We start from the raw sequence: 26915 nt of genomic DNA on the forward strand, positions 1-26915 counted from the left end.
TAGAATGATTGTCATTTTAATAAGTCGTATGCGATTAACGACGTCAAAAATTTGTTGTATACTTACATCAGTATATAAGTATCAGTTTATTAAATGAAAATGAGAAAGTTGGTGGAGAATGGCTGAATTAACTCAGAACCATAAAGTTCAAAAAAATTGGATTGTCGTTATAGCAATCATTCTTATTGCATCAACTTTAAGAGCGCCATTAACTTCTGTAGGGCCTGTGATTCATGAAATTAAAGAAGCGATGTCAATCAACGATAGTGTCGCAGGTTTTCTAACAACGATTCCTCTCATTATATTTGCAATTGTTTCACCCTTAGTATCTAAAGTTACAACACGTTTGACCATGTCTTATACATTACTTTACTCGACGTTATTGTTAATTGTAGCTTTAATACTACGTATAATGGGTGACTTTAATGTCTTTATTATCGGTACTATTTTATTAGGGATTGCCATTGCATTTGGAAATGTTGTCCTACCGAGTTATGTAAAGTGGTACTTCCCAATGCAGATAGGAATTATGACTGGCATTTATAGTGGAACGATGAATTTTACTGCAGGATTGGGCGGAGGGTTGAGTCATCCTTTATCTGAAATGACGCTATTAGGGTTCAGATTGTCCTTGGTGTTTTGGGTCATATTAGGACTGGCTGCCATAACACTTTGGCTATTAACCGTGCGCAGTGGATCGAATCTCGAAACAAGAACGATTGAAAATGCTGAATTAAACAAAAATAAAAAATTAAATATGATAAAATCCAAAATCGCATGGATGGTCGCTTTAACGATGGGATTTCAGTCAATGATTTTTTATACGATAGTCGCATGGGTGCCCTCTATTTTGATGGACAGAGGTATAGATCCTAATACTGCAGGTTATTTATTGATGTTGAATCAATTTGCACAAGTACCAATGACATTTATATTTCCAGTAATAGCTGCGAAATTAAAAAATCAACGTATTTTAGTGATTATTGTCACATTGCTCTTTTTAATAGGATTTGGATTATTTTTTGCACAATCCTTACCAGTACTTATTATGGGTATGGTTATTGTAGGTTTAGCAATGGGGGCATGTTTTAGCTTATGTATGACTTTCTTTTCAATACGTGCTCGTACTAGCAATGGTAGTATTTCGTTGTCTGGCTTTGGACAGTCTGTTGGTTATTTCATAGCTGCATTTGGTCCATTTTTGATTGGATTGCTTCATGACCTTACAAACAGCTGGGACATTGTCATTATTGCATTTATTATAATGTCTCTTTTAGTTTTCATTTTTGGGTTCGCAGCCGCTAAAAATAGAGTGGTGGAAGAAGAAACTTAATACTTTTAAAAAGATATGAATCGAACACAGTGATGATATGAACAGTGACTGTGATTGATTCATATTTATTTTGCTTCAATCGTGTCCTTAAGGGCCTGAGCAAAATCATATAGGCTCATACTCCAATTACTTTGATCAGAACGCGAATTAAATGATAAATCTTGGTTATTAAAGAAAGATTGACGTAAACCTGTAGTCAATTCTAACTGTACACCTGCATTTTCAGCGTTCTTATTAGCAATGTTTTGGCTGGATTCCCCTTCTAGATGACTAGGAGATACCTCTACATTAAAGCCATTTTCAGTTAGTTCATTTTCAATTGAATCTTTAAGTGTTTCATCTTTGCCCCCAATGTATATTGTGGCATCATTACCATCTGCCCCGTGAATCATTACAGAACTGGAAACCTTTTGTTGCATTGATTCAATGATAGGTTCATCAAAATTTGTGGAAGTTACATGGAGATCAGAATTGTCTGAAAAATTTGTGGAAGTTACATGGAGATCAGAATTGTCTGATGGTCGAATACCTTCAAACGCATAGTAGCGATATGCGCCTTTATTCGCAGTTAATTTTGCGGCTTCAGAAGTTCCAGCTTCAATGTTACCACCGTGAATAGCACCGATAAGTGTGTCACTATTATTATCTTTATAACTGAGTTCCCAATCTGTACCTTCGTTTGTATTATCCATTAAGTCAGTCATAGACTGATAAGTATCTTCAGCTCTTAAATCTGGAGAGAAAATAATTAAAAGCAACATTAACAAGATAGTTATAACAGAGAGACGGAAATTGTAAATTTTGATGAATAAGCGTAATTTATTATTTTGAAAAGACATATATTGCTCCTATAGATATTAATAAAAAGTATATAAATATAATATTATCAATTTATAATTATAAAAATAAAATATTTATATAATTTAAGAGGAGAATGTATAGATGTTTTTAGTGAAATTGAAAAGACAATCAAAAATAATGGCTATGAATCAGATTTAAATGTAAAAATATCATATCAACATAATGTAAGTCGAAAAACACAAGTACTGTATTTAAATGGTATTATTGATAGCTTTAATGTTTATAATGATGAATCTATTTATGAATTACAGTTTTTCAGTAAGAATTAAGCATAGGAAATTGAATTTGTAGTACTTCCTTTTAAAGTGATATGTTGTGTCTATCATTTTGAAAGGAAGTTTTTTAATTGTATGATTAAAATGAAAGATTTTGTTGGACAAGTTCTTTTCAATTACAATACATAAGGAAACTAAAATTTGGAGTGACAAATAATGATAAATGTGAAGGCACCGAATCCAATATTTTTGGAACATGAAGCGTCTGAAAAGGCGATATTATTGCTTCATTCTTTTACAGGAACCGTACGAGATGTAAAACTATTAGCAACAAAATTACATGAAGCGGGATTTACCTGTTATGTACCGGCATACAAAGGACATGGTTTAATGCTTGATGAATTAATGGCATTTGATGTTGATGATTGGTTAGCAGATGCAACGGCCGGTTACCAATTTTTAAAAGATAAAGGATATTCAGAAATTAGTGTGTGCGGTATTTCGCTAGGTGGTATCTTGTCATTGAAATTGGCAGAAAGCAAAGAGATAAGTTCAATAGCGATTATGTCTACACCTTATAGAAAAAGTGATGCGGGTCTTTCCGGTAGACTTGAAGTTTATGGACAGCGTATGGGGAGTTTAGTTGGTCTTGAACAAGCAGATATTGACCAACAGTTGGCTGAAATTGAAAATTATAGTCCTCAGCTATATAAGTTTCAATTATTGGTAGAAAATGTCATGGCGGATTTAAAGGATATTACTGCACCGATTGCAATTAAATATGGCGAGCAAGATGATGATGCTTATGAAACGAGTGCACATTATATTTATGAGCGCATCCAACACGAAGACAAAGAAATGAAAGGCTATGGCCCCTCTAAACATTTGATGACTTATGGTGAGGGTCATCTCGAAGTAGAACAAGACATCATCGCATTTTTTGAAGATTATTAGATAAAATATTCAAAAGGGTGGTATGTGTCAATGAAACAAGTAGAGAGAAGACTTGATAAGTTCGATAAAATTGCACTTGTGATATCGGTAATACTTTTTATCGTGAACGGGGTGTTCATGTTTAATATCATATCTGTTCATAGAGGCGTCTCGTCACTTGTTTTAGCACTATCCATGATAGTACTTTATTATGTCATAGTTAAGAAACAATCGAAAAAACTAGGATACTTGTATCTAATCTGCGCTATTTTATTTTTAATATCTGGAATTATGGCTTTTATATAAAAATAGAACCTATAAACATTTGCTTTAGCCATTCAAAAAATATTTCCAATTTATTATTAAAATGATAGTGAAATATTTAAATAACTGATATGAAGTGATTTTACTGAATAAATAGAATCATGAACAGAACCCCCTCACTGGAAAACTAGCTGAGGGGGTCTTGTATGCGGTTTTCGTCTTTAGTGAATCAGCACAAAAAAGAAAGATGTATTTTTCAAATTATGGTCTCCAGAATGTATCACAATTGGATTTATCCTCTATATTGTATTGAATTATAGCTTTTAGTAATGCGTAATCTATGTCTTGGCTCCATTTTATTCGAAAAAGGTTATTGGTCTGCGAATAACCAGCTGCCTCAATTTGTTGTGCATATTCATTTAAGGCTTTAGCTTCAGGAGCGATTGAAAAATGTTGTTTCGCAACGCTAAATCCAATGATAAACGTGCCGTGATCCGTAAACATAGGCTGATTCCATTTTATCGTTGTTTCCAAGTTAGGAAATGTATCTGCAATCCAGTTCAAAACTTCAGACAATGTTGTTCTGTGTTTGTCGTTATCAATTGTTTCTAAAAATGTATTGAATGTATCCATGACAATGCTCCATTCTATATGTTTTATTAATCATATGACAATTGCATGTATTTGCTTATACTGATTATAACAAATGACAATAATATATATATCCTTGTAGCTAAAAAAGAGTATTCGTCTACCTCATTTAATCTAGGTAACGAATACTCAATGAATTTTAAATCATGTATTTAAGTATGGCATGTCAGACTATTTAGATGTCCTGACGGTTTTATTTTTTAAGAAATAATCAATGATTAATCCAATAAATAATAAAATAATGAATGGAAGCAACCAGCTTAATTGTATATCTGATAATGGTAGTACTTTATATAATGAAATTAATGGCTGGAACAGGTTAAAATCATTAAATATTTGTAACAACGAAATGAATAGTGTTATAAGTGTTGGTAATATAAATGCATATTTCATCTCAAATGGGATGAAAATACTTACCAATGATATAAGGACTAATACAATCGATGTTGGATAAATAAATGTTAAGAGTGGCACAGCGATTTGTAAAATCAATTCTAATCCTAATGTCGAAACTAAAAAACCTAATAAAGAAAAGATTAAAACAAACATCTTATAGGATATTTTTGGTAATTTCTTCATAGCAAAAGCTGCGCAAGCATTAACTAAACCAATACATGTTGTTAAACATGCCAAGATAACAATAATGCCAAACAATAAGTTTCCGATTGAACCAAATACGCGTAACGAATTGAATGTTAATATACCAGTTCCATCTTTAAAGCCTTCATGACTTGTAGTCGCGCCCACATACGCTAGTGCAAAATAGATAATTAATAATAATATGGCTGAAATCAGTCCGGATTTAATTACATTTTTTACAAGCGTCTTATGATCGTTTACACCGCTCATTTTAAACATTTGAACGATGACTACAGAAAAGGCTAATGCTGCTACTAAATCCATAGTGAAGTAACCTTCTAAAATACCTGACACGATGGGTGTTTGAGCATATTTGCCACTCGCTTGTCCGATTGAACCTTCAGGATTAATGATTACTAATATACATAAGACTGCAATAATAATAATTAATATCGGCGTTAAATATTTTCCAAGGTTATCAATAATGCGATTTGGATAAAGCGCAATTAGATAAACAACTAAGAAAAAGATAAGCGAGAATATAATTAAAGTGAAATGATTATGTACCGGCAAAACATGGTTGGTTCCGATTTCATAGGCAACGTTAGCAGCCCTTGGAATACCATAAAGTGCTCCGATAGATAAATAAATACAGATAGCAAAAACAGTACCAAAGATTGGGTGTACTTTATTCCCAATACTTTCAACGCCACCGTTCATATATGCCACAACGATCACAGTTATATAAGGGAGTAAAATACCTGTAATAGCGAATCCAGTCATAGAAACCCACATATTTTCTTGAGCTGTATAACCTAACATAGGTGGAAATATTAAATTTCCGGCCCCGAAGAAAAATGAAAATAACATAAGACCAGAAATTAGTATGAGTTTATTCATTCTTAATACCTCGATTTCAAGGAGATTGTCTTGTACAAAACACATGCTACTTTATCATAAATTGAATATATATTCAATGAAATGTCAGATAATTTATAATATTTAAAGTATTTTTTATATGAAAGTTCATGAAACATTCATATGTTATTATAGCTTGCTATGACTGGTGTCATGGTTTTAATAAGGAAATCATGTGTAAAAATATATTGAGTCAGTCATAAAAAAATGTTATAGTAGATGCTATGTCACGCGAACGCTTTAACGCAATAAAGCTTTGTAAAATATAAAGGATGTAAAAATAATGAATAAACAATTACAATGGAAATCCTCGACAGGATTTATTTTAGCAAGTGCTGGCTCTGCTATCGGACTAGGAGCTATGTGGAAATTCCCATATATGGCTGGCATATATGGTGGTGGTGCGTTTTTACTAATGTTTCTAGTATTTACGATATTTGTAGGATTGCCACTACTTATAATGGAATTTACTGTAGGTAAAATGGGGAGAACCTACACAACTAAAATATATGAAAAATTAACGAAAAAGCGTTGGCTTAATGTCATTGGCTGGAACGGTAATTTAGCAGTATTTATATTATTTGGTTTTTATAGTGTCATTGGTGGCTGGATCGTTATATATATCATCAATGTAGCGTTTCAAATATTAACTTTTAGTAATGATCAATTAGGAAGTATAGCATTTGAGACGATTATAGGAAATCCTTGGTTAACCATTACGGGTCAAGGTATCTTTATTTTATTAACAATGATTATTGTTATGATGGGTGTCGAAAAAGGCTTAGAGAAAGCATCTAAATTTATGATGCCATTACTGTTTATCTTTTTAATTGTGATTGTGATTAAATCACTTTCTTTAGAGGGTTCAATGGAAGGCTTGAAGTTTATCTTAGAACCACGTTTAGAAGATATATCCATGGAAGGTGTCTTATTTGCACTTGGACAATCATTCTTCACTTTATCTTTAGGAACAACGGGCATGATTACTTATGCTAGTTATGCTTCGAAAGAAATGACTATTAAGACTTCTGCAGTTTCAATTGTTGCTATGAATATTTTGGTGTCGGTATTAGCAGGAATGGCGATATTCCCAGCAATCGCTGCATTTGGTTACAGTCCAACTGAAGGTCCTGGCTTATTATTCAAAGTATTACCAAAAGTATTTGATCAAATGGCTTTTGGACAAGGATTCTATTTAATTTTTCTAATTTTATTCTTGTTTGCAGCACTGACTTCTTCTATATCATTACTTGAATTAAACGTCTCAAACTTTACTAAAAATGATAATTCAAAACGTAAACCTGTTGCTTTTTATGCTAGTTTATTAGTGTTTATGATTAGTATACCTGCTACATTGTCATTTAGTAGTTTAAGTGGTATTCAATTTGGCGCAGGTTCAATATTTGATAATATGGATTTTTTAGTTATTAACATATTAATGCCTTTAGGTGCATTAGGGACAACGTTAGTGGTAGGCCAATTGCTAAACAAAGATGATTTAAAAGCCCATTTTGGAAAAGATAAATTTAAATTATTTATGCCGTGGTATTATCTAGTGAAATTTATTTTACCGGTCATCATCGTACTAATATTTATTGCTCAATTTATCTAAAATGTACTCGTCGTTATTTGGCGAGTGCTTTTTTGATTGCGCAAAATTAAATTGCACTCTATCATTGACTTGAGAGCAGTTATTTAGTAAAATCTAATTAAATTATTTATTAAAAGTTTTAATTTTTTAGATACGATGTATGGACTTAATATCTTAAATTATTCTTTTGATAAATAAAAATTTTCGAAAAATATGTAAGCGTTTTCTTTTAAAGGGGTTGAATCGTATGAAAGCTTTAATTGGTAAGTTTTTTGAACTGATACCACGTTTTATCGTTAATCTTTTCATATAGTTTTTATTTGAATGTGTATAAAATCATTAACCAAGAGGTGTTGAACATGGATAAAAGACAAAACAACTACAGTATACGTAAATTTACTTTCGGCGCTTCTTCAATTTTAATAGGTTCATTACTATTTTTAGGTGTAGGGACAGCTCAGGCTACTGAAGAAGACCATCATACTGAAACAAAGGTACAACAATTGAGTGGGAATCAATTGGGGAATGATAAATAAGAAAAATTAGTGAATGAAACATCAGCAATACCGGTTGAAAATGATCATACACAAGCGAATGATGAAAAAATACGAATAATACAAGCTTACATACTGAACAACAATCCGATCAAACAAAAGCAATTGATAATAAAAATACAGTAGATCCGGAATACAACGCAAAAGATAAAGCCCAACAAGAGCAAGCAGACGAAGTAGACCCGGAATATAACCAAGCAGACAAAAATAAGCTGACGGAAAATACGGATACGTTATCAACTGAGCGCCCATCTCCTAACAAAGAAGCGGCTGTTACTACAGATAAGTCAGGACTATCGTTTGATAAATTAAATGGTGAAAAAGCGGCAAATACCAATTCAGATGACGAACGTAAAGATAATCAAGATAAATCACTAAAAGCATTAAAAGAAAGCGCGGTAGCAACACCGAAAAATCAAACTCAGCAAGCTGTTAACAAAATAGCTGAACAACCAAATAAAACTGCTAAACAAGGACAGTATAAAAACCAAGACCCAATCATTTTGGTTCATGGCTTTAATGGTTTCACAGATGATATCAATCCATCTGTTTTATCGCATTACTGGGGTGGCGACAAATTAGATATTCGCCAAGACTTAGAAAGTAATGGATATGAAACATATGAAGCAAGTATAGGCGCATTAAGCAGTAACTATGACCGTGCTGTTGAACTTTATTACTACATAAAAGGTGGTACTGTGGACTATGGTGCAGCACATGCTGAAAAATATGGACATGACCGTTACGGAAAAACATATGCAGGTGTGTATAAAGATTGGCAGCCAGGACAAAAAGTACATATAGTAGCGCATAGTATGGGTGGACAAACGGTAAGACAATTAGAAGAACTGTTGCGTAACGGTAACAAAGAAGAAATAGAATATCAAAAAGCGCATGGTGGTGAAATTTCACCATTATATCAAGGTACGAATGACAATATGATTAATTCTATTACGACTTTAGGTACGCCACATAATGGTACAATTGCCGCAGATAAATTGGGTAATGAAGCCTTTGTAAGACAGTTGGCCTTTGATTATGCGAAATTCAAAGGTAATAAAAACTCTAAAGTAGATTTTGGATTTGGACAATGGGGACTTAAACAAAGAGAAGGGGAATCATATGTTAAATATGTACAACGTGTACAAAATAGTGCACTTTGGACAACGCAAGATAATGGTTTCTATGATTTAACACGTGAAGGCGCAGAAAAGTTAAATAAAAAAACGTCCCTAAATCCTAATATTGTATATAAAACCTATACTGGTGAATCTACAAGACCGACATTATTAGGTAAGCAAAAATCTGATATCGGCATGTTCTTCCCATTCACTGTTACAGGTAATGTGATTGGGAAAGCAGCAGAAAAAGAATGGCGTGAAAATGATGGTCTGATTTCTACAATTTCAGCACAACATCCATTTAATCAGCCATATACAGAAGCAACAGATCAAATTCAAAAGGTATATGGCAAGTAACACCTATCAAACATGGTTGGAATCATGTAGATTTCGTTGGTCAAGATGCAACGGATTATAGCCATCCAACAGAAGAACTACAACAGTTTTGGCATGGTTTAGCCGATGATTTAGTACGTAACGAACAATTTGATGCATAATTTGTGCGATAAATTTTGCAAAGGAGGTTATGATGATGTCAGGTGACTTATTCGATTTATTAGGTTCTTTCTTCAGAGTAATAAAATCTTTATTCTTTTAATAAAATAGTAAAATATGATATCAGTTCGCTAAGATGATTTGAACATCTAAGCGTAAGTTAGTTATTTATGAGAGATTTATTAAGTAAAATTGCTTTTATAAGCTATATATCACAAGCTCTTTCTTAAAGTAGGCACGCAATATGTGTAAACTTTTTAGGAAGAGCTTTTTTATGGATGAAAGTATATTTATTAAATAATCATACGTATAATACGTACTAATAGTTGGGAGGCGTTTCAATGATTCCATTTTCAAAAGGTGAATTAGTAGCCATAGACGATGCTATAATTGATGAAATTTATTATTGGAAGTATGAAGAAAAGCAACAAGCAGCTAAAAAATGGAATGGAGCGTATATTAATGAACCCAAAATAGATAAATCTACATTTTTTGAGCGAACGAAACAAGGGCGTTACATTTATCCAAATGTAGAAAGTACGTTAGCTATTATGGCTGATGGTCAATTTATAGGTACAGTTGGATCGTACTGGGTGGATAAAAATACAAATTGGTTAGAAATAGGTATTGTCATCTATGATACAAAGTTTTGGGAAAGTGGTATTGGTTCTGAAGTATTTAAATTGTGGGTAGATTATTTATTTGAACAGAACTTTGTACATCGACTTGGTATTTCCACTTGGTCTGGTAATAAACGGATGATAAAACTTGCAAAGAAAGTTGGTATGAAAGAAGAAGCTTGTATTCGTCAAGCAAGAATTGTAGAAGGCCAATTATATGATGCGATTAAAATGGGCATACTGCGAGATGAATGGACATACTTAAATGATTAACATGGAAAAGGTTAAAAAGGAGTGAGCGCTTGCACCTATGTTCTAATAAAAAAGGGGCTTGAGACAACTATTTATGTCCCAAACCCATCAAATAATTTTTGAAAATTATTTACCTGTGAATAAACTAACGAATTTTTTGATGATATCAATGAAAAAGGTCATGTAACTCACCTCGCTTTGTTTTGTTACCCTTTCTTTAATATAATTGTGCTCAATTGTGTTGAGTAATCCCTAAGTAGTGAAAAAGCATTCGCAAATGGTATAGCGAGGAAAAATAAAAACAATTGCGCATGCTAAAGTGTCTTGAATGGAATTGTTTTATTTTTGAGCAAAATGAATAGGCCGAAACTTCATTTGGAGTTTCGGCCTATTCAATCATATACACAGTAGTTAGCTGTTTTTTAAATGTAAAAGACAAGTTCACGAAATAGATTGCTAGTATAACTAGAACATGACATTAAAATCGTTTAGTCATGTTTCAAATGTGGTTCTAATGCTAGAAATAACTATTAATAACAAGCGACATTACGCTGCTACTTGCCTATAAAGAAAATTTAGTCTGTGATAGCTCCTTTTGAAGCGGAGGAAACAAGTTTAGCATACTTAGCTAGCGTACCTCGATTGGCTTTTAAAGGTGGTGCTTGCCATTGTTTGTTACGACGCTCAAGTTCTTCATCTGATACATCAAAACTAATTTCAAGTTTTTCTGCGTCAATGGTAATCGTGTCGTTTTCTTCTAATAATGCCATCGGACCGCCAACTTGTGATTCTGGCGCTGCGTGTCCGATAACAAGACCATGAGAACCGCCAGAGAAACGGCCATCTGTGAGTAACGCTACAGATTCACCTAATCCTTTACCAACAAGAATGGATGATGCAGATAGCATTTCAGGCATGCCAGGTGCACCTTTAGGGCCAGCATATCGAATAACGACCACGTCACCTGGTTTGATTTCGTCATTTAAGATGGCTTTGGTAGCCTTGGACTCGGAATCAAATACGCGTGCGGGTCCTTTGATATAAGTTACGCTTAGACCTGAGATTTTTGCAACGGCGCCTTCTGGAGCAAGGTTCCCTTTCAAGATGACAAGCGGTCCAGTAGCGTGTTTTGGATTGTCAAAATCAATGATAGATTTATTATCGGTTAGGTCAGGTTGTTGTTCAAGGTTTTCAGCAACAGTCTTGCCAGTTACGGTCAAGCAATCTCCATGGATTAAGCCTTTGTCATGTAATAATTTCATAACTGCTGGAATACCACCGACTTCATCAAGATGTGCCATGACGTATTTACCACTTGGTCTCAAGTCAGCGATATGTGGGACACGCTTACGAATTTTTTCGAAATCATCAAGTGTTAAATCGACTTCGATTGTATGTGCAATAGCAAGTAAATGTAAAATCGCATTGGTAGATCCTCCAAGTGCCATGACTACAGTAATTGCATTTTCAAATGCTTCTTTAGTCATAATATCTTTTGGATAGATGCCTTTTTCTAATAGTTTATAAACGGCTTTACCTGCTGCTCTGCTGTCTTTGGATTTATTTGTAGAAACTGCTGGATGCGAAGCACTTCCTGGTAAACTCATGCCCATGGCCTCAATAGCAGACGACATCGTATTGGCAGTGAACATACCGCCACAAGCACCTGCACCTGGACAAGCGGCACATTCTACTTTGTGAAGTGCCTCTTTATCTATTTCGCCATTATTATACTGTCCGACGCCTTCAAAGGCAGAAACAGCATCTAAATCTTTACCATCCAATTTCCCAGGCAATATTGTGCCGCCATAAACAAAGACGGCTGGTAAATTAAGACGAGCGATACCAATCATACATCCCGGCATGTTTTTGTCACAACCACCAATAGCGACAAGTGCATCTAAATTTTCAGCACTGACAACTGATTCTATAGAATCCGCGATAATTTCACGACTTGGTAAAGAGAAGCGCATACCGTCTGTTCCCATTGAAATACCATCTGATACTGTAATGGTATTGAAAATAAGTGGCGAAGCCCCTGCCTCACTAATGCCTTGTTTTGAAGCACGAGCTAAACCATCAATATGCATATTACATGGCGTGACTTCACTCCAAGTACTTGCAACACCAATCATTGGTTTTTGAAAATCTTCATCTTCAAAGCCGAGTGCCCGTAAATAAGCTCGATTGGGTGTACGACTGACACCCTCACTAATTACTTTGCTGCGAATACGTAAATCTTTTGGTTGTTCGCTGTGTTCTTTAGTCAAATAATTACCCCCATTAAAATAGTTTGATAGATATTGAAATATGAATTTAAAAGTTTGAAAAATCAGAAAAATTGAATTGATAACCTATAACAACTTTAAAAACATCGAATATACACCGTATCTATTTATTAGTCTAGTGTCAAATCTATCAATACATATATGTATTGTCTTACCCGTTTTTGTTATTTGCAAATAATAAAAATTGAAAAATGTGTAATGTATATAAATTGTATTAGTCTAGCAAAATTTATTAAAATGAATTGTATTAGGGAGTATTTTAAATTTAAAAAGGGTGAAGACAATGACGGATTTTAAATCATTAGAAGATTACTTAAATATTAATACAGAAAAGTATCGTGACAATGATTTAACAACACTAAATCATTATATATATCAATATGTTATTAATGTACCTTTTGAAAATATCAATGTGCAAAATAAGCAACCGATTGCTTTAGATGATGAGACGATGATTCATAAAATTGTTTCAGAACACAGAGGTGGTTATTGTTACGAACAGAATCGTTTGTTCCATAGTTGGATAACGTCCAAAGGGTTTGATGCTTATATGATATCAGCAACAATCAATACGGGTAATGGGTGGGCCATGGCCGGTTCTCATATGGCATTAATTGTACAAATAAATCAAGAAAAATATTTAGTGGATGTGGGTTATGCCGATGTACCTAAACAAGCGATGCCATTAAAAAATGAACCGGAAGTGATTGAGGATGTGAATGGATATTTTCAAGCGTCGTGGATTGATACGCAAACGATTGATATGAGTAAATATAAAGATGAGGCTTGGGAAATTCAATATCGCGCGATTGACAAAGCGCAAGCAATCATGGATTTCGATGAAGCGATTCATTTTAATCAGTATGATGCGCATTCTATATTTGTAAAAAAATTAATTGTTAGTAAAGCAAAGTTGTATGGACGCGTAACATTATCTAATAATCATTTAACGATTACGGATCATGGTGAAAAAGAAAAAATTCCTGTAACACAAAGTAATTATCAGACACTATTAAAAGCATATTTTGATATAGAAAATATAAAATTACGACCTTTTGAATAAATCTTAGTTGTTTGCGGTTTAATTTGAACGCAACCGAGTTGTTCTCTTTTGTAATGATAATGTCATATAATTAATATACTCATTTACAGGTCGAGGGTGTATAATGAACAGGTGAGTATAGAGATGAAGCGAAAAAAGAGAATATTTGGGAGGTTTACATAAATTGCGTAAAAAAATTATTGCAACTGTAATCGGGACAAGCGCATTAGCTGCAGTTACTTCGACAAACGCAGATGCTTTAACAACTTATAAAGTTAAGAGCGGCGATTCATTATGGTCTATAGCGAATAAATATAATATGTCAGTGGCTAAGTTAAAGTCGCTTAATAATTTAACGTCAAACGTTATTTTTCCGAATCAATCGTTAAAAGTATCTGGTTCAACAAGTTCTAGTACATCGTCAAATACATCTACAGGATCAACATACACGGTTAAATCGGGTGACACTTTATCAGGGATTGCTGCAAAATATGGCACAACGTATCAAAAAATTATGAGCCTAAATGGTTTATCAAATTTTAATATTTACCCGGGACAAAAATTAAAAGTATCAGGTACAGCGTCTTCAAGTAGCTCAAATACTTCAGGGAACACAAGTAGTGGCAGCACAACAACAACAACCTATACAGTTAAATCGGGTGACTCATTATCAGCGATTGCTGCAAAATATGGCACAACGTATCAAAAAATCATGAGTTTAAATGGTTTAACTAACTTTAATATTTATCCAGGTCAAAAATTAAAAGTATCAGGTAAAGCATCTACAGGTGGTTCAGGATCAAGTTCTACTGGATCTGCTGGGTATAAGACACCTGTCTTTAATCATTCAAATTTATATGACTGGGGTCAATGTACGTGGCATGTATTCAATAAACGTGCCCAAATTGGTAAAGGAATTAGTACATATTGGTGGAATGCCAATAACTGGGATACAGCTGCAGCAGCGGATGGTTATACAATAGACCGCAAAGCGACTGTTGGTTCTATCTTACAATCTGATATGGCATATTATGGTCATGTAGCATTTGTAGAATCTGTAAATGCTAACGGTAGTATAACGATTTCTGAAATGAACTATAGTGCATCACCAGGTATTGTGACTTATAGAACAATTCCTGCTTCACAAGTAAGTTCTTATGTATATATTCATTAATAATAAATTAAAAAAAGACTCGAAGCATAGTATGGATGTCCATATTGTGATTCGAGTCTTTTTAAGTAGAACTTGGATTTGTTTGTTGGTGACTAGATACTTACTTCACCTTTACGAACAGATTTTAAACGTTTTACTGTTGAAAATAGTGTGCTCGCAAGTGTGAAAGTTGAAAATACTTTTGCGAATTTACGTGGTGATTTTAAAGCTGTATAAAAATCTAATACAGCGCCAACACTAGTGATGGCAATGCTTGCGTAAATTAATTTTTTATTTCTTGATTGATAGGCATACCAATTAAAGCCTTCTACAGCAATGCCTACAAAATTAAGTGTGTTGGAAATGCGATTTATTTTAGTTTTTTTAGCCATTTATTATCGTAAAGCCTCCATTTTTGAAAATAGTTATCTTGTTTCGTATTATACCATTAATATACATTCAATTAAGATTGTCTGAAATTTGATGTGTATGGATAATAAAATATAATAACATAAGCATTGATAGTATAAAACCAGTTTGATTCATTAATATAAAGTTAGTATGGAACGGAAATTGATGCTGTGGGGTGTTGAGTAATGATTAAATGTGTGTGTTTAGTAATTGAAGAACAAGAGAAATTATTGCTTGTTCAGTCAAGGAATAGAGAAAAGTATTATTTTCCAGGCGGCAAGATTGATATAGGAGAGACGTATAAACAAGCGTTACAAAGAGAATTAAATGAAGAACTACAATTAGATATACCTGAGTCATCTTTAATTTATATGCATACCGTTGTTGGCGAAGCCTACCCACAAAAAAATATGAAAACAGAACTCAATTGTTTTTATACGACGGCAGATATAGATTGGTCTACCTTGGTACCAAGTCAAGAAATCACTGATTTACAATGGATAGATAAAAAGGATGAACATAAAATTGCGCCTGCCGTTATTACATGGATAGAAGAACGGCAACATTTTGAAAATATAGAACGAGAGATACCTTTCGTTGAGCTTGTTCCCTATACTGAGAAATTGATAAGTGATGTGAAACATATAGCGTTAGACATTTCTGATCGTCAATTTACTAAAACACCTGTTGAAAATATCAAACTCGCGGTGGATGATAGCGAAAGGCATCCTACGCTCATTTATAACCATAAGCAACAATGTGTTGGCTTTTTTACTTTACATGAGGGGCAAGGCGTGGCGCCATATACTACAAATAAAGCCGCAATATTTTTTAGGTCATTTAGCATTGATAAAAACCAACGTGGGAAAGGTTACGCCAAAAAAGTCATGGATGCATTACCAGCCTACTTGAGTAAACAATTTTCAAATATAGATGAAATTTATCTCACTGTTAATAATGACAATATCGTAGCACAAGCATTGTATAAACAGGCCAATTATGAAAATGCGGGAACATCTACTTTAGAAGGTCGATCTGTTTATATTTTAAGGCGGACAATTAAATAGTTATGATATGGAATGCGTTAGAAAAGGTAACATAAAGTGTTATTTTTCCTGACGCATTTTTGCTATTTATATGGAATGGGTTTATGCTCCGGTATAAAGGAGTGAGTGCTATGAATATGAATGATACATTATTTTTGTTTCTTTGTACGTTACTAGTGTGGTTAATGACACCGGGGTTAAGTTTGTTTTATGGGGGATTGGTTCAATCTAAAAACGTATTGAATACAGTCATGCAAAGTATGTCGGCAATTGTTATAGTAACGTTTGCATGGATGTTATTTGGATTTAGCTTTAGTTTTGGATCTGGGAATTCATTTTTTGGAGATTTTACATATATAGGTTTAGCTCATGTTGGTTTTAGTACACAATCAGCAATTTCACCGCATATACCTTTAGCGCTGTTTATGCTATTTCAGTTGATGTTCTGTACCATTGCAGTTTCAATTTTATCAGGATCAATAGCTGAAAAAATGAAGTTTATACCTTATTTAATTTTTGTGTTTTTATGGGTTATCTGTGTATACAGTCCTGTTGCACATTGGGTATGGGGTGGAGGTTGGATTGATCAATTAGGTGCGATTGATTATGCAGGTGGAACAGTTGTGCATATAACGTCTGGTATATCTGGTTTGGTCTTAGCAATTATGATTGGTGCAGGGAAAAACTTTGATAAAAGACCGCCACATAACCTTATTATTACACTTATTGGCGCAATTTTCGTTTGGATTGGGTGGTATGGATTTAATGTAGGGAGCGCATTGTCGTTTAATAAAATAGCGATGATTTCATTTGTGAATACGGTGCTCGCAGCGAGTGCAGGTGCCTTAGGTTGGTCAATGATAGAGTATTGCATGAAGAAAACGACGAGTTTGATAGGTATGTTGTCGGGCATGCTTGCAGGATTAGTTGCTATTACACCGGCTGCCGGTTTCGTAGGATATATGAGTGCTGTGGTGATTGCGCTTATAGGCGGTGTGTGTTGTTACTTCGTCATTAATTACATTAAAGGGAAATTACATTATAATGATGCTTTAGATGCATTTGGCATACACGGTGTAGGGGGGGTGGTCGGTGCACTTTTAACTGGTGTATTTCAGTCACATCATATTAATGGCGATGTGGTAAATGGGCTTTTATTAGGCGGCGGTATGATGCCCGTAATCAATCAGTTGATAGCTGTAGCTATTACCATCGTATTTAGTGGGATTATGACTTTTATTATTGCGAAAGTGATTGCCCAATTTAGTGAACTAGGGACAGATACAGAAGAAGAGGCACAAGGCTTGGATTATGTTGTACATGGGGAGCGCGCTTATTTTAGTGGCGAATTAAATAAATTAAATAGACGTAAATAAATATAAAAAACCAGTCTGAAACAATCGTTGATGTTTCAGACTGGTTTTTAGTTAGTTATGAGATGGCAGCACTGAACATACAATTTATGACGTCTATGATTACATCCACAGTGCAACATAATATGAGGTAGGATGATGCTTTGAAACAATACAAAGAAGAACTGTGGATACGCTGTCCTTAAAATTAACGATGGGTGTCTGGTGCTTTTTGATTTTTGATTAATAATGCTGTTAACCATGCAGTAATTGGGATGCTTATAGCAACTGCGATACCGCCAAGAATAATAGAAATGAATTCTTGTGCGAAAATTTTAGAATTTATAATGTGCCCAAAGGAATAGTTAAGCTTGAAAAACCAGAAAAACAATGTCAATTGACCACCGAAATAAGCGAGATATATCGTATTGGCTGATGTTGCTAATATTTCACGACCGACCCGCATACCTGAATGAAATAATTCTTTTTGTGTTAAATTAGGATTTGTTTCGCTTAATTCATACATTGGAGAACTGATTGTAATAGCTAAATCAATAACAGCGGCGATCACAGCAAGTACGATGGTAAATACCATAAATTTCACCATATCTATACCGATATTCATAGAAAAGATATAAGTTTCGTCCTGTTGTTCGGTTGTAAACCCTTGTAAATGTCCGATTGAAACGGATAAATATATAGCTGCGATTAATATGACTGTCGTAACGATTGTAGCGTAAAATGCAGCTTTTGTTTTTGTATTATAACTATTTAGTACAAACAAATTACAGGCTGCAATAACAATGCAGAATATAAGTGTAACTAGATAAATAGGTACACCGAATATGATGAGTATAATTGAAATAAATAAAATGACAAAATTTAAAAACAGTGTCAGATAAGAAATCAATCCCTTTTTCCCACCAAAGATCGACATTAATATAAATAATATGAGACCTAATAATGTTATCGCACTCATGATTTAACACCTCGCAATTTAAACCAAACTTGCATCAATAGAATGGTGATGGGAATTGTTAAGACAATGCCAATACCACCCGTGATTGCCCGGGAAATTTCCAATGACCAATTCATAGAAATTGTATACGTAATGGTGTTTGCATTTTTTAAGTAAATTAGGAGCATAGGCAAACTTCCGGATAAATATGAAAATAGTAATATATTTGTCATTGTTCCCATAATGTCTTGTCCGATGTTACGTCCTGCAAGTGCCCAACGTCTCATACTGATATCAGGTGTACGACGTAGAATTTCAGCCATACCACTGGCAATTGTAATAGCAACATCCATGACAGCGCCTAGTGAACCAATCATGACAGAAGCTAAGAATACTTCCTTTGGTGGCAAGGTTAGAAAACTCATAGTTTCGAATTTTAAACCAGAGCCATCAGTTATTTGAATGATGCATTGCGTAATACCTACGCATAAGAATGTGCCAAGTAAAGTGCTGATAATGGTGATGAGTGTCCGCCATTGCCAGCCTGTGACGAGGACTAGCGTTAATGTCGTAGAAATGAAGATGCCGATGCTCATTAGGCCGAACAGACTGATATTTGGCGATTGATTATGAATATAAATCGCTAATAATACAATACATGTATTGAGCGCAAGAGATAGAATCGATTGTAAACCTATTTTTTTACCTACTAGTAACACGGTTAATAAAAATATACCAGTTATCGCAACGACTAAACTATCGCGTTTCTTTTCCGTTATATAGGCGGTGCTGAGATTTTTGTCAACGTGCAATAAGACTTTATCATTTTTTGAAAATGCTTCACTGTCTGCTTGTGACTCGGTATATTCATGTGTGATTGTAGTTGTTTTACCTTCGAATTTACCATTTAAAATATGAATATGTAATGTTTCTTTATGCTTAGTATCTTTGTTGTGATGTTCATCTGACACTTGTGTTGATTGAGTATTGTTTATTTGTGTAATTTGCCCAATCGGTGTGTCATAGAATTTAGCATTAAAAAAAGTGAATATGAATAATCCAACAAAAATAATGCAAAAGGTAAGTACAACCCAATTGAAGGGGCGTGTTAATAATGTTTTAACAGACTTCAAAATATATTCAGTCCTCTCTTTATAGACAATGCGATTATACGCGCATCGAGAACTGAACTCAAAGATTTATGAAAAAGTATTTAATGATATGTGGCGCTACGACTTAGTAACTGGTCAATCGTAGATAACATGAGTTGAATATCATTTTTTCTATTATCACGACGAATGATGCTACATATGGTCCGTTTTAACTCTGTGTGTTCTAATGAGATATCTATCCATTTTTGGGGATTTTTATCTAAGAGTTGATAAGATGGTGCGATGATATAGCCTCGACCTTTATTTAATAAGTATTGAGCTAACTGTGTACTAGTTACTGTGCGAATAGGCGTTTCTACGACATTGGCTAATGTTTGTTTGATGTGTGGTGGCAAAGCATAGAGTTCATAAATCGATTTGTTTGAAAATTGTATTAAAGGTGGGTTCGTTGCCATGGTAATTGGATCATCTTTAGGGACGTAGATATGAAAATTTTCTTCAAATAACGGATTTATTTTTAATGATGTATTTTGTTTGATTTTTTGTGTTAAATCCATAAAGGCGATATCGATTTGGTTTGTAATGAGAGCGTTTAATATTTCGCTTTCTTTCATTAGAATAGGTTCAATAATAGAATCACTGTTATTTTCAAATGCTTGTATCAATAAAGTGAGTACTTGAGAAATATAACATTCAACATAGCCGATTCGTATAATGAAGTGGTTTGACTCTGATTGATTGTGGAACAAACGGATTGTTTCATCAAGTTGGTCGATAATTTTGGTTGCTTCAGAGAAAAACTGTCTTCCTTCATCTGTTAAATAAATATTTCGACCTTCTCTTTTGAATAAGGTAACTTGGAGTTCATTTTCAAGATGAGCAATTTGGCGACTGATTGCTGATTGTGCAATATTTAATTCTAATGCTGCTTCTGATAAATGTTCTCTTTTTGCAACTTCTATAAAATATTTCAATTGTTTAATTTCCATGTATAACCCTCTTTTCAACAATTGTTCTAATAATTAGAATGATATCATCTATTTTATATATTGAACAGATTAATCAACTGCTATATAGTTTACTTACTTATTTAATTTTCAGAATTTTCGTAAAAGAGGTGAAGATCATGGTCGAGTATAAAGAGAAATTGGGGTTATATGATAGTCGCGAGGAACATGACGCTTGTGGTATAGGATTTTACGCCAATATGGATAATAAAAGAAGTCATGATATCGTGGAAAAATCATTAGAAATGTTACGTAGATTAGATCATCGTGGTGGTATAGGTGCAGATGGTGTCACAGGTGATGGTGCAGGCATCATGACCGAAGTACCATATGCATATTTTTCACGACACCTTGATTTTGATATACCTGAAGAAGGTCAATATGCAGTAGGTATGTTTTTTACAAACGAAAAAATTAAAGGTTCTCAACATGAAGCGCAGTTTAACGCGCATTTTGAAGCGGAAGGTCTAACTGTGCTTGGCTATAGAGAAGTGCCTGTAGATATTAACGCGATTGCAGCACATGTAGCAGAAACAATGCCGTATATTCAGCAAGTATTTGTTGCGTTAAATGATACTTCACATATAGAGCGCACATTATTTTTAGCGAGAAAACAAATTGAAAATTATGCAAATCAACAACAATTGGATTTGTATTTCACGAGTTTATCGCATAGAACAATTGTATATAAAGGTTGGTTGCGCTCGGATCAAATTAACGCATTATATGAAGATTTGAATCATGAAGATTTCGTGTCAAAACTAGGTCTGGTTCATTCTCGTTTTAGTACAAATACTTTCCCGAGTTGGAAACGTGCACATCCTAATCGATTGTTAATGCATAACGGTGAAATTAATACAATTAAAGGTAATGTAAACTGGATGCGTGCAAGACAGAATGAGCTTATAGCTACCATTTTTGGTGAAGATAAGGATAAAGTCAAAGATATTGTAGATGAAGATGGTAGTGATTCTGCAATTGTTGATAATGCATTAGAATTTTTATCTTTAGCTATGGAACCAGAGCGAGCGGCAATGCTGATGATTCCAGAACCTTGGTTATACAATAAAGCAAACAACGCTAATGTACGTGCGTTTTATGAATTCTATAGTTATTTGATGGAACCATGGGATGGACCGACAATGATTTCATTCTGTAACGGCGATAAGATTGGTGCGCTAACAGATAGAAATGGTTTGAGACCAGGTCGCTATACCATTACTAAAGATAATTATATTGTCTTTTCATCAGAAGTAGGTGTAGTAGATGTACCAGAAGACAATGTTGCATTTAAAGGCCAATTAAACCCAGGAAAATTACTATTAGTTGATTTTAATGCACATAAAGTGGTTGAAAATAATGAATTAAAAGCACGTATTGCAGATGAACATCCATATGAGAGTTGGTTGAGTCAATTTAAAGTTGATTTGAATTTAGAGCATGTGTCTTATCAACCATCTTCTTGGAATGAAGCAACATTAACACGTATGCAAAAACAATTTGTCTATACCAAAGAAGAAATAGATAAATATCTTACAGAATTGGTTGAAAGTAAGAAAGATCCTATTGGTGCGATGGGTTATGATGTGCCGATAGCAGCATTAAATGAACAGGATGAATCACTCTTTAATTATTTCAAACAATTATTTGCACAAGTTACTAATCCTCCTATTGATGCTTATCGTGAAAAGATTGTTACGAGTGAGTTGTCTTATTTAGGTAGCGAGGGGAATTTGTTACAACCGAGTGAAGATGCGTTAAATCGTATTCAATTAAAACGCCCTGTCATGACGGAAGCACAGTTAAATGTCATTGAAGAAAGCCGATTTAATGTCGCGCGTTTATCAACGGTATATCATGATGATTTAGAAGACGCGCTAGATGTACTTGGTAATAAAGCTATTCAAGCAGTAAAACGTGGAGAAGAAATTTTAGTTCTCGATGATAGTGTTTTAGTTTCAGAAAAAGGTTACGCGATGCCGATATTATTAGCTGTTAGCCATGTTCACCAATTGTTGATCAAAGAAGGATTGCGTATGCGAACAAGTATTGTTGCTTTGTCTGGCGAATCAAGAGAGGTTCATCACATTGCTTGTTTGCTAGGTTATGGTGCTAATGCGGTTGTGCCATATTTAGCGCAACGAACAATTGAAGAATTAGTGCAAAATGAACGTTTAGAAGGGGATACTTCTGAAAATGTTCAAACTTATACAGATACATTGTCTGAAGGTGTAATTAAAGTAATGGCTAAAATGGGTATTTCAACAGTTCAAAGTTATCAAGGGGCACAAATCTTTGAAGCAGTTGGATTATCAGATGAGGTTGTTGAAAGATATTTCACTGGAACGCAAACAAAATTATCTGGCATATCACTTGAGATGATTGATAAAGAGAATAAATCTAGACAGACACCAAAAAGTGAGTACATTGAATCGGGGAGTACATTCCAATGGCGTAAGCAAGGTCAACGCCATGCTTTTAACCCTACATCTATTCATTTATTGCAACATGCGTGTCGATTGAATGATTATGAAAAATTCAAAGCATTTTCAAACGAAGTTAACCATAAGCGTACGGATCATATTCGTCACTTGATGACATTTAAATCATCGCAAACACCAATCGATATCAGTGAAGTAGAACCTGCAAGTGCAATTGTTCAACGTTTTAATACAGGTGCAATGAGCTATGGTTCTATTTCTGAAGAAGCCCACCAAACATTAGCAGAAGCAATGAATCAAATGGGTGGTAAAAGCAATAGCGGTGAAGGCGGAGAAAATCCAGAGCGCTTTATAGTTGATGAAGAAGGACGTAATCGTTCAAGTGCGATTAAACAAGTGGCATCCGGTCGTTTTGGTGTGACAAGTGACTACTTGCAACACGCAAAAGAAATACAAATTAAAGTTGCGCAAGGCGCTAAACCAGGGGAAGGCGGACAATTACCAGGAACCAAAGTATATCCATGGATAGCTGAAGTAAGGGGCTCAACACCAGGTATTGGCTTGATATCACCACCGCCGCATCATGATATTTATTCGATAGAAGACTTAGCACAGTTAATACACGATTTAAAAAATGCCAATAAAGATGCCAATATAACAGTTAAGCTCGTATCTAAAACAGGTGTTGGTACCATTGCAGCGGGCGTAGCAAAAGCCTATGCCGATAAAATTGTTATTAGTGGTTACGATGGTGGTACAGGGGCATCACCGAAGACGAGTATTCAACATGCAGGCGTGCCATGGGAGATTGGATTAGCTGAAACGCATCAAACATTGATGATGAATAACTTGAGATCACGTGTGAAGGTAGAAACAGATGGTAAGTTACTCACCGGCAAAGACGTAGCCTACGCTTGTGCGTTAGGCGCTGAAGAATTTGGCTTTGCGACTGCACCATTGGTTGTTTTAGGATGCATCATGATGCGTGTTTGTCATAAAGATACATGTCCGGTTGGTATTGCAACACAAAATAAAGACCTACGCGCACTATTTAATGGTAGAGCGGATCATGTTGTGAATTTCATGCATTTTGTTGCTGAAGAATTGAGAGAGATTCTTGCGGAACTAGGATTGAGAACAGTGGATGAATTAGTAGGTAGAACGGATTTGTTAACGCGTAAAACCAATCTTGCAACGCGTCAACCTAAAGCTGCATCTATGAATGTTGAAGCATTATTGTATCAACATGATGGAGATAGATATAAGAAGATTGAACAAAATCATCATTTAGATATAGGATTTGACTTAACTGAATTGTATCCTGATGCACAAACAGCGATAAGATCTGGCCAATCATTCGAAGGTCAATATCGCTTAAACAATGAACAGCGTGATGTGGGTGTTATTACTGGCAGTATGATTACAAGAGCGCATGGAGCAGAAGGATTGAGTGAAGATACGATATATGCACAAACGACGGGTCATGCAGGTCAAAGTTTAGCTGCGTATACACCAAGCGGACTGACAATTCATCATACAGGTGATGCTAATGACTATGTTGGAAAAGGCTTATCGGGCGGAAAAGTAATTGTTAAAGCACCTAATCAACAACGTGAAAATGAAATTATCGTAGGTAATGTTTGTTTTTATGGCGCATCTCACGGTAAAGCTTTTATTAATGGTAAAGCTGGCGAGCGTTTCTGTATTCGTAATAGTGGTGTCCAAGCCGTCGTGGAAGGTATCGGAGATCACGGTCTTGAATACATGACTGGAGGCAGAATCATTATATTAGGAGACGTAGGTAAAAACTTTGGTCAAGGTATGAGTGGTGGCGTTAGTTATGTTTTTCCATCTGATGTAGCGCAATTTAAAGCGCAGAATCAACTTGAGAGTTTAGACTTTGATGCGATAACAGTAGATGAAGAACGCAACGTCGTCAAAGATATGTTAGAAGCACACGTTAAATATACCGACAGTACTAAAGCGAAAGAGATATTAGCAGATTTTAATCATATTGCAGATAAGGTAGTAAAAGTGATACCAAAAGATTATAAATTAATGATGCAAAAGATAGATTTGCAAAAACAACAGACGGATGCTTTGGATGAAGCTTTATTAAATGCCTTTAATGATAAGCGTACGCACTTAATGTCAGAACAACAAAAAACAGCCGTATATTAAATCGTAAAGGAGGGATTGTCATGGGTGAATTTAAAGGATTTATGAATTATGACAAACAACAATTACACGAATTATCTTTAGTTGATCGTTTGAAAAATCATGACGCATTCCAGCAAAGGTTTACAAAAGACGAAGCTGCACAACAAGGTGCACGTTGTATGGATTGTGGTACGCCATTTTGTCAGACAGGTGAACCATTTGGCAGAGAAACGATTGGTTGTCCTATTGGTAACTATATACCTGAATGGAATGATTTAGTTTATAGACAAGATTTTAAGACGGCATATGAGCGATTAAGTGAAACGAATAATTTTCCAGAATTTACAGGTAGAGTATGCCCAGCGCCATGTGAACAATCATGTGTTATGAAAATAAATCGTGAATCAGTAGCTATTAAAGGTATTGAAAGAACGATTATTGATGAAGCATATGAAAACGGTTGGGTTAAACCAATTGTGCCAGAACAACGTAAAGATGAGTCTGTAGCCATCGTTGGTAGTGGCCCAGCAGGATTAACGGCAGCAGAAGAACTTAATAAATTAGGTTATCATGTAACGGTATATGAACGTGCGCATGAAGCGGGCGGTCTACTGATGTATGGCATACCTAATATGAAATTAGATAAAGATGTCGTGCGTCGTAGAATATCTATTATGGAAGCTTCGGGCATCCGATTTGAAACAGATACAGAGATTGGTGTCGACGTGAGTAGAGAAGCATTAGAAGAGAAACATGACGCAATCATCTTATGTACAGGATCTCAAAATGCGAGAGATTTACCATTAGAAGGGCGTATGGGATTCGGCATACATTTTGCGATGGATTATTTGACGGAGCAAGGTCAGTATTTGAATGGTGAAATCAAGGAACCAACGATTTCTGCAGAAGGTAAAAATGTGGTCGTTATTGGAGCGGGAGACACGGGAGCCGATTGTGTTGCAACAGCACTTCGTGAAAACTGTAAGTCTATCGTCCAATTTAATAAGTATACGAAACAACCTGAAGCGATTGAATTTGATGAAAATACCTATTGGCCATTAGCAATGCCAGTATTCAAAATGGATTACGCGCATAAAGAATATGAACAGCGCTTTGGATTTGAGCCGCGTGCTTATGGTGTGCAAACGATGCGTTATGATGTTGACCGTATTGGTAATGTGAAAGGTGTTTATACTCAAATTCTGGAAGAAACAGACGAAGGCATGGTGGTCGTAGATGGAACAGAACGCCATTGGCCTGCAGATCTAGTATTGTTATCGATTGGTTTCATAGGTACAGAAACAACAGTACCGCATGCTTTTAATATTCAAACAGAAAGAAACAAAATTGTAGCTGACAACAAAGATTTTAGAACCAATCAACCGAACATTTTTGCTGCTGGAGATGCTAGAAGAGGTCAAAGTCTTGTGGTATGGGCTATTCAAGAAGGAAGAGCTGTCGCAAATGCAGTGGATGAATATTTAAAAGAAAAAACATTAGTATAAGGTAATGATTTTAATTGACTTTTGTCATGGGCTATAATATTATAAATATTGTG

Annotated in this window: 18 protein-coding genes and 2 pseudogenes; 12 read left to right on the plus strand and 8 right to left on the minus strand. The window is 34.8% G+C overall.

Annotated elements, in window-relative coordinates; genetic code table 11:
• Positions 1-118 precede the first annotated feature (118 nt).
• The gene (locus tag KA893_RS12715; RefSeq protein WP_194376077.1) at positions 119-1333 is read left to right on the plus strand and encodes a CynX/NimT family MFS transporter; all 1215 of its coding nucleotides are present in this window, start codon (positions 119-121) and stop codon (positions 1331-1333) included.
• A 65-nt stretch (positions 1334-1398) separates the two neighbouring features.
• On the opposite strand, the gene KA893_RS12720 is transcribed toward KA893_RS12715, so the two are convergent.
• Positions 1399-2172: a poly-gamma-glutamate hydrolase family protein gene (locus KA893_RS12720; RefSeq protein WP_194376078.1), complete on the minus strand. Its 774-nt coding sequence runs from the start codon at positions 2170-2172 to the stop codon at positions 1399-1401.
• Between the two features lie 102 nt (positions 2173-2274).
• Between KA893_RS12720 and KA893_RS14100 the strand changes: the two are divergent.
• Positions 2275-2463 (plus strand): annotated as a pseudogene (locus KA893_RS14100) (hypothetical protein); the annotation flags it as partial.
• A 162-nt stretch (positions 2464-2625) separates the two neighbouring features.
• Entirely contained in the window at positions 2626-3363 is a 738-nt protein-coding gene (locus KA893_RS12725; RefSeq protein WP_069821781.1) for an alpha/beta hydrolase, read from the plus strand.
• Between the two features lie 504 nt (positions 3364-3867).
• Here KA893_RS12725 and KA893_RS12730 read toward each other — a convergent pair.
• Entirely contained in the window at positions 3868-4239 is a 372-nt protein-coding gene (locus KA893_RS12730) for an iron chaperone (protein WP_069821782.1), read from the minus strand.
• 189 nt (positions 4240-4428) lie between these two features.
• Entirely contained in the window at positions 4429-5736 is a 1308-nt protein-coding gene (brnQ, locus tag KA893_RS12735) for a branched-chain amino acid transport system II carrier protein (RefSeq protein ID WP_037539119.1), read from the minus strand.
• A 301-nt stretch (positions 5737-6037) separates the two neighbouring features.
• On the opposite strand from brnQ, the gene KA893_RS12740 reads away from it, so the two are divergent.
• The 3 genes and pseudogenes from KA893_RS12740 (at position 6038) to KA893_RS12750 (ending at position 10408) form a co-directional block, all read left to right on the plus strand.
• Positions 6038-7366 carry a sodium-dependent transporter gene (locus tag KA893_RS12740; RefSeq protein WP_228481285.1) on the plus strand — a complete coding sequence of 443 codons (1329 nt, stop codon included), beginning with the start codon at positions 6038-6040 and terminating at the stop codon, positions 7364-7366.
• 338 nt (positions 7367-7704) lie between these two features.
• Positions 7705-9517 (plus strand): annotated as a pseudogene (lip, locus tag KA893_RS12745) (YSIRK-targeted triacylglycerol lipase).
• Between the two features lie 339 nt (positions 9518-9856).
• Entirely contained in the window at positions 9857-10408 is a 552-nt protein-coding gene (locus KA893_RS12750) for a GNAT family N-acetyltransferase (protein WP_129335033.1), read from the plus strand.
• 554 nt (positions 10409-10962) lie between these two features.
• Here the strand turns inward: KA893_RS12750 and ilvD are convergent.
• Entirely contained in the window at positions 10963-12657 is a 1695-nt protein-coding gene (ilvD, locus tag KA893_RS12755) for a dihydroxy-acid dehydratase (RefSeq protein WP_002484243.1), read from the minus strand.
• A gap of 301 nt (positions 12658-12958) precedes the next feature.
• On the opposite strand from ilvD, the gene KA893_RS12760 reads away from it, so the two are divergent.
• Both KA893_RS12760 and KA893_RS12765 read left to right on the plus strand, forming a co-directional pair.
• On the plus strand, positions 12959-13738 hold the full coding sequence (locus KA893_RS12760) for an arylamine N-acetyltransferase family protein (protein ID WP_115340753.1): 780 nt from the start codon (positions 12959-12961) through the stop codon (positions 13736-13738).
• A gap of 163 nt (positions 13739-13901) precedes the next feature.
• The gene (locus tag KA893_RS12765) at positions 13902-14891 is read left to right on the plus strand and encodes a LysM peptidoglycan-binding domain-containing protein (RefSeq protein ID WP_210125870.1); all 990 of its coding nucleotides are present in this window, start codon (positions 13902-13904) and stop codon (positions 14889-14891) included.
• A 92-nt stretch (positions 14892-14983) separates the two neighbouring features.
• Here KA893_RS12765 and KA893_RS12770 read toward each other — a convergent pair whose 3' ends face one another.
• On the minus strand, positions 14984-15262 hold the full coding sequence (locus tag KA893_RS12770; protein WP_002484239.1) for a hypothetical protein: 279 nt from the start codon (positions 15260-15262) through the stop codon (positions 14984-14986).
• Positions 15263-15466: 204 nt separating this feature from the next.
• Here KA893_RS12770 and KA893_RS12775 point away from each other — a divergent pair, with 204 nt between their 5' ends.
• Together KA893_RS12775 and KA893_RS12780 are read left to right on the plus strand one after the other, a co-directional pair.
• Entirely contained in the window at positions 15467-16348 is an 882-nt protein-coding gene (locus KA893_RS12775; RefSeq protein WP_129335031.1) for a GNAT family N-acetyltransferase, read from the plus strand.
• 110 nt (positions 16349-16458) lie between these two features.
• Positions 16459-17703 (plus strand): ammonium transporter, encoded by a 1245-nt coding sequence (locus KA893_RS12780; protein WP_011303890.1) that lies wholly within the window; start codon positions 16459-16461, stop codon positions 17701-17703.
• A 184-nt stretch (positions 17704-17887) separates the two neighbouring features.
• Here the strand turns inward: KA893_RS12780 and KA893_RS12785 are convergent, their stop codons facing one another.
• The 3 genes from KA893_RS12785 to gltC form a co-directional block, all read right to left on the minus strand.
• A complete protein-coding gene (locus tag KA893_RS12785) occupies positions 17888-18658 on the minus strand; it encodes a YibE/F family protein (RefSeq protein WP_041079862.1) in 771 nt (256 codons plus the stop codon).
• Complete coding sequence (locus KA893_RS12790) at positions 18655-19770, minus strand: YibE/F family protein (RefSeq protein ID WP_002484234.1); 1116 nt, start codon at positions 19768-19770, stop codon at positions 18655-18657. Before KA893_RS12790 ends, KA893_RS12785 begins: the two co-directional genes overlap by 4 nt.
• An 80-nt stretch (positions 19771-19850) precedes the next feature.
• On the minus strand, positions 19851-20738 hold the full coding sequence (gene gltC / locus KA893_RS12795; RefSeq protein WP_002484233.1) for a glutamate biosynthesis transcriptional regulator GltC: 888 nt from the start codon (positions 20736-20738) through the stop codon (positions 19851-19853).
• Positions 20739-20875: 137 nt separating this feature from the next.
• On the opposite strand from gltC, the gene gltB reads away from it, so the two are divergent.
• Positions 20876-25378, plus strand: a complete 4503-nt coding sequence (gene gltB, locus KA893_RS12800) for a glutamate synthase large subunit (RefSeq protein WP_075339920.1) — start codon at positions 20876-20878, stop codon at positions 25376-25378.
• A 20-nt stretch (positions 25379-25398) separates the two neighbouring features.
• Entirely contained in the window at positions 25399-26862 is a 1464-nt protein-coding gene (locus tag KA893_RS12805; protein ID WP_002484230.1) for a glutamate synthase subunit beta, read from the plus strand.
• Positions 26863-26915: the final 53 nt, after the last annotated feature.

The organism is Staphylococcus sp. GDY8P126P (genome assembly GCF_017891965.1).
GTDB classification, from domain to species: domain Bacteria; phylum Bacillota; class Bacilli; order Staphylococcales; family Staphylococcaceae; genus Staphylococcus; species Staphylococcus saprophyticus.

Excerpts from the sequence above, each read along its gene's own strand:
- gltC (WP_002484233.1), bottom strand. The coding sequence starts at position 20,738 with ATGGAAATTAAACAATTGAAATATTTTATAGAAGTTGCAAAAAGAGAA.
- KA893_RS12780 (WP_011303890.1), top strand. The coding sequence starts at position 16,459 with ATGAATATGAATGATACATTATTTTTGTTTCTTTGTACGTTACTAGTG.
- KA893_RS12750 (WP_129335033.1), top strand. The coding sequence starts at position 9,857 with ATGATTCCATTTTCAAAAGGTGAATTAGTAGCCATAGACGATGCTATA.
- KA893_RS12770 (WP_002484239.1), bottom strand. The coding sequence starts at position 15,262 with ATGGCTAAAAAAACTAAAATAAATCGCATTTCCAACACACTTAATTTT.
- KA893_RS12775 (WP_129335031.1), top strand. The coding sequence starts at position 15,467 with ATGATTAAATGTGTGTGTTTAGTAATTGAAGAACAAGAGAAATTATTG.
- KA893_RS12725 (WP_069821781.1), top strand. The coding sequence starts at position 2,626 with ATGATAAATGTGAAGGCACCGAATCCAATATTTTTGGAACATGAAGCG.
- KA893_RS12760 (WP_115340753.1), top strand. The coding sequence starts at position 12,959 with ATGACGGATTTTAAATCATTAGAAGATTACTTAAATATTAATACAGAA.
- KA893_RS12740 (WP_228481285.1), top strand. The coding sequence starts at position 6,038 with ATGAATAAACAATTACAATGGAAATCCTCGACAGGATTTATTTTAGCA.
- brnQ (WP_037539119.1), bottom strand. The coding sequence starts at position 5,736 with ATGAATAAACTCATACTAATTTCTGGTCTTATGTTATTTTCATTTTTC.
- KA893_RS12730 (WP_069821782.1), bottom strand. The coding sequence starts at position 4,239 with ATGGATACATTCAATACATTTTTAGAAACAATTGATAACGACAAACAC.
- gltB (WP_075339920.1), top strand. The coding sequence starts at position 20,876 with ATGGTCGAGTATAAAGAGAAATTGGGGTTATATGATAGTCGCGAGGAA.
- KA893_RS12720 (WP_194376078.1), bottom strand. The coding sequence starts at position 2,172 with ATGTCTTTTCAAAATAATAAATTACGCTTATTCATCAAAATTTACAAT.
- KA893_RS12785 (WP_041079862.1), bottom strand. The coding sequence starts at position 18,658 with ATGAGTGCGATAACATTATTAGGTCTCATATTATTTATATTAATGTCG.
- KA893_RS12715 (WP_194376077.1), top strand. The coding sequence starts at position 119 with ATGGCTGAATTAACTCAGAACCATAAAGTTCAAAAAAATTGGATTGTC.
- KA893_RS12805 (WP_002484230.1), top strand. The coding sequence starts at position 25,399 with ATGGGTGAATTTAAAGGATTTATGAATTATGACAAACAACAATTACAC.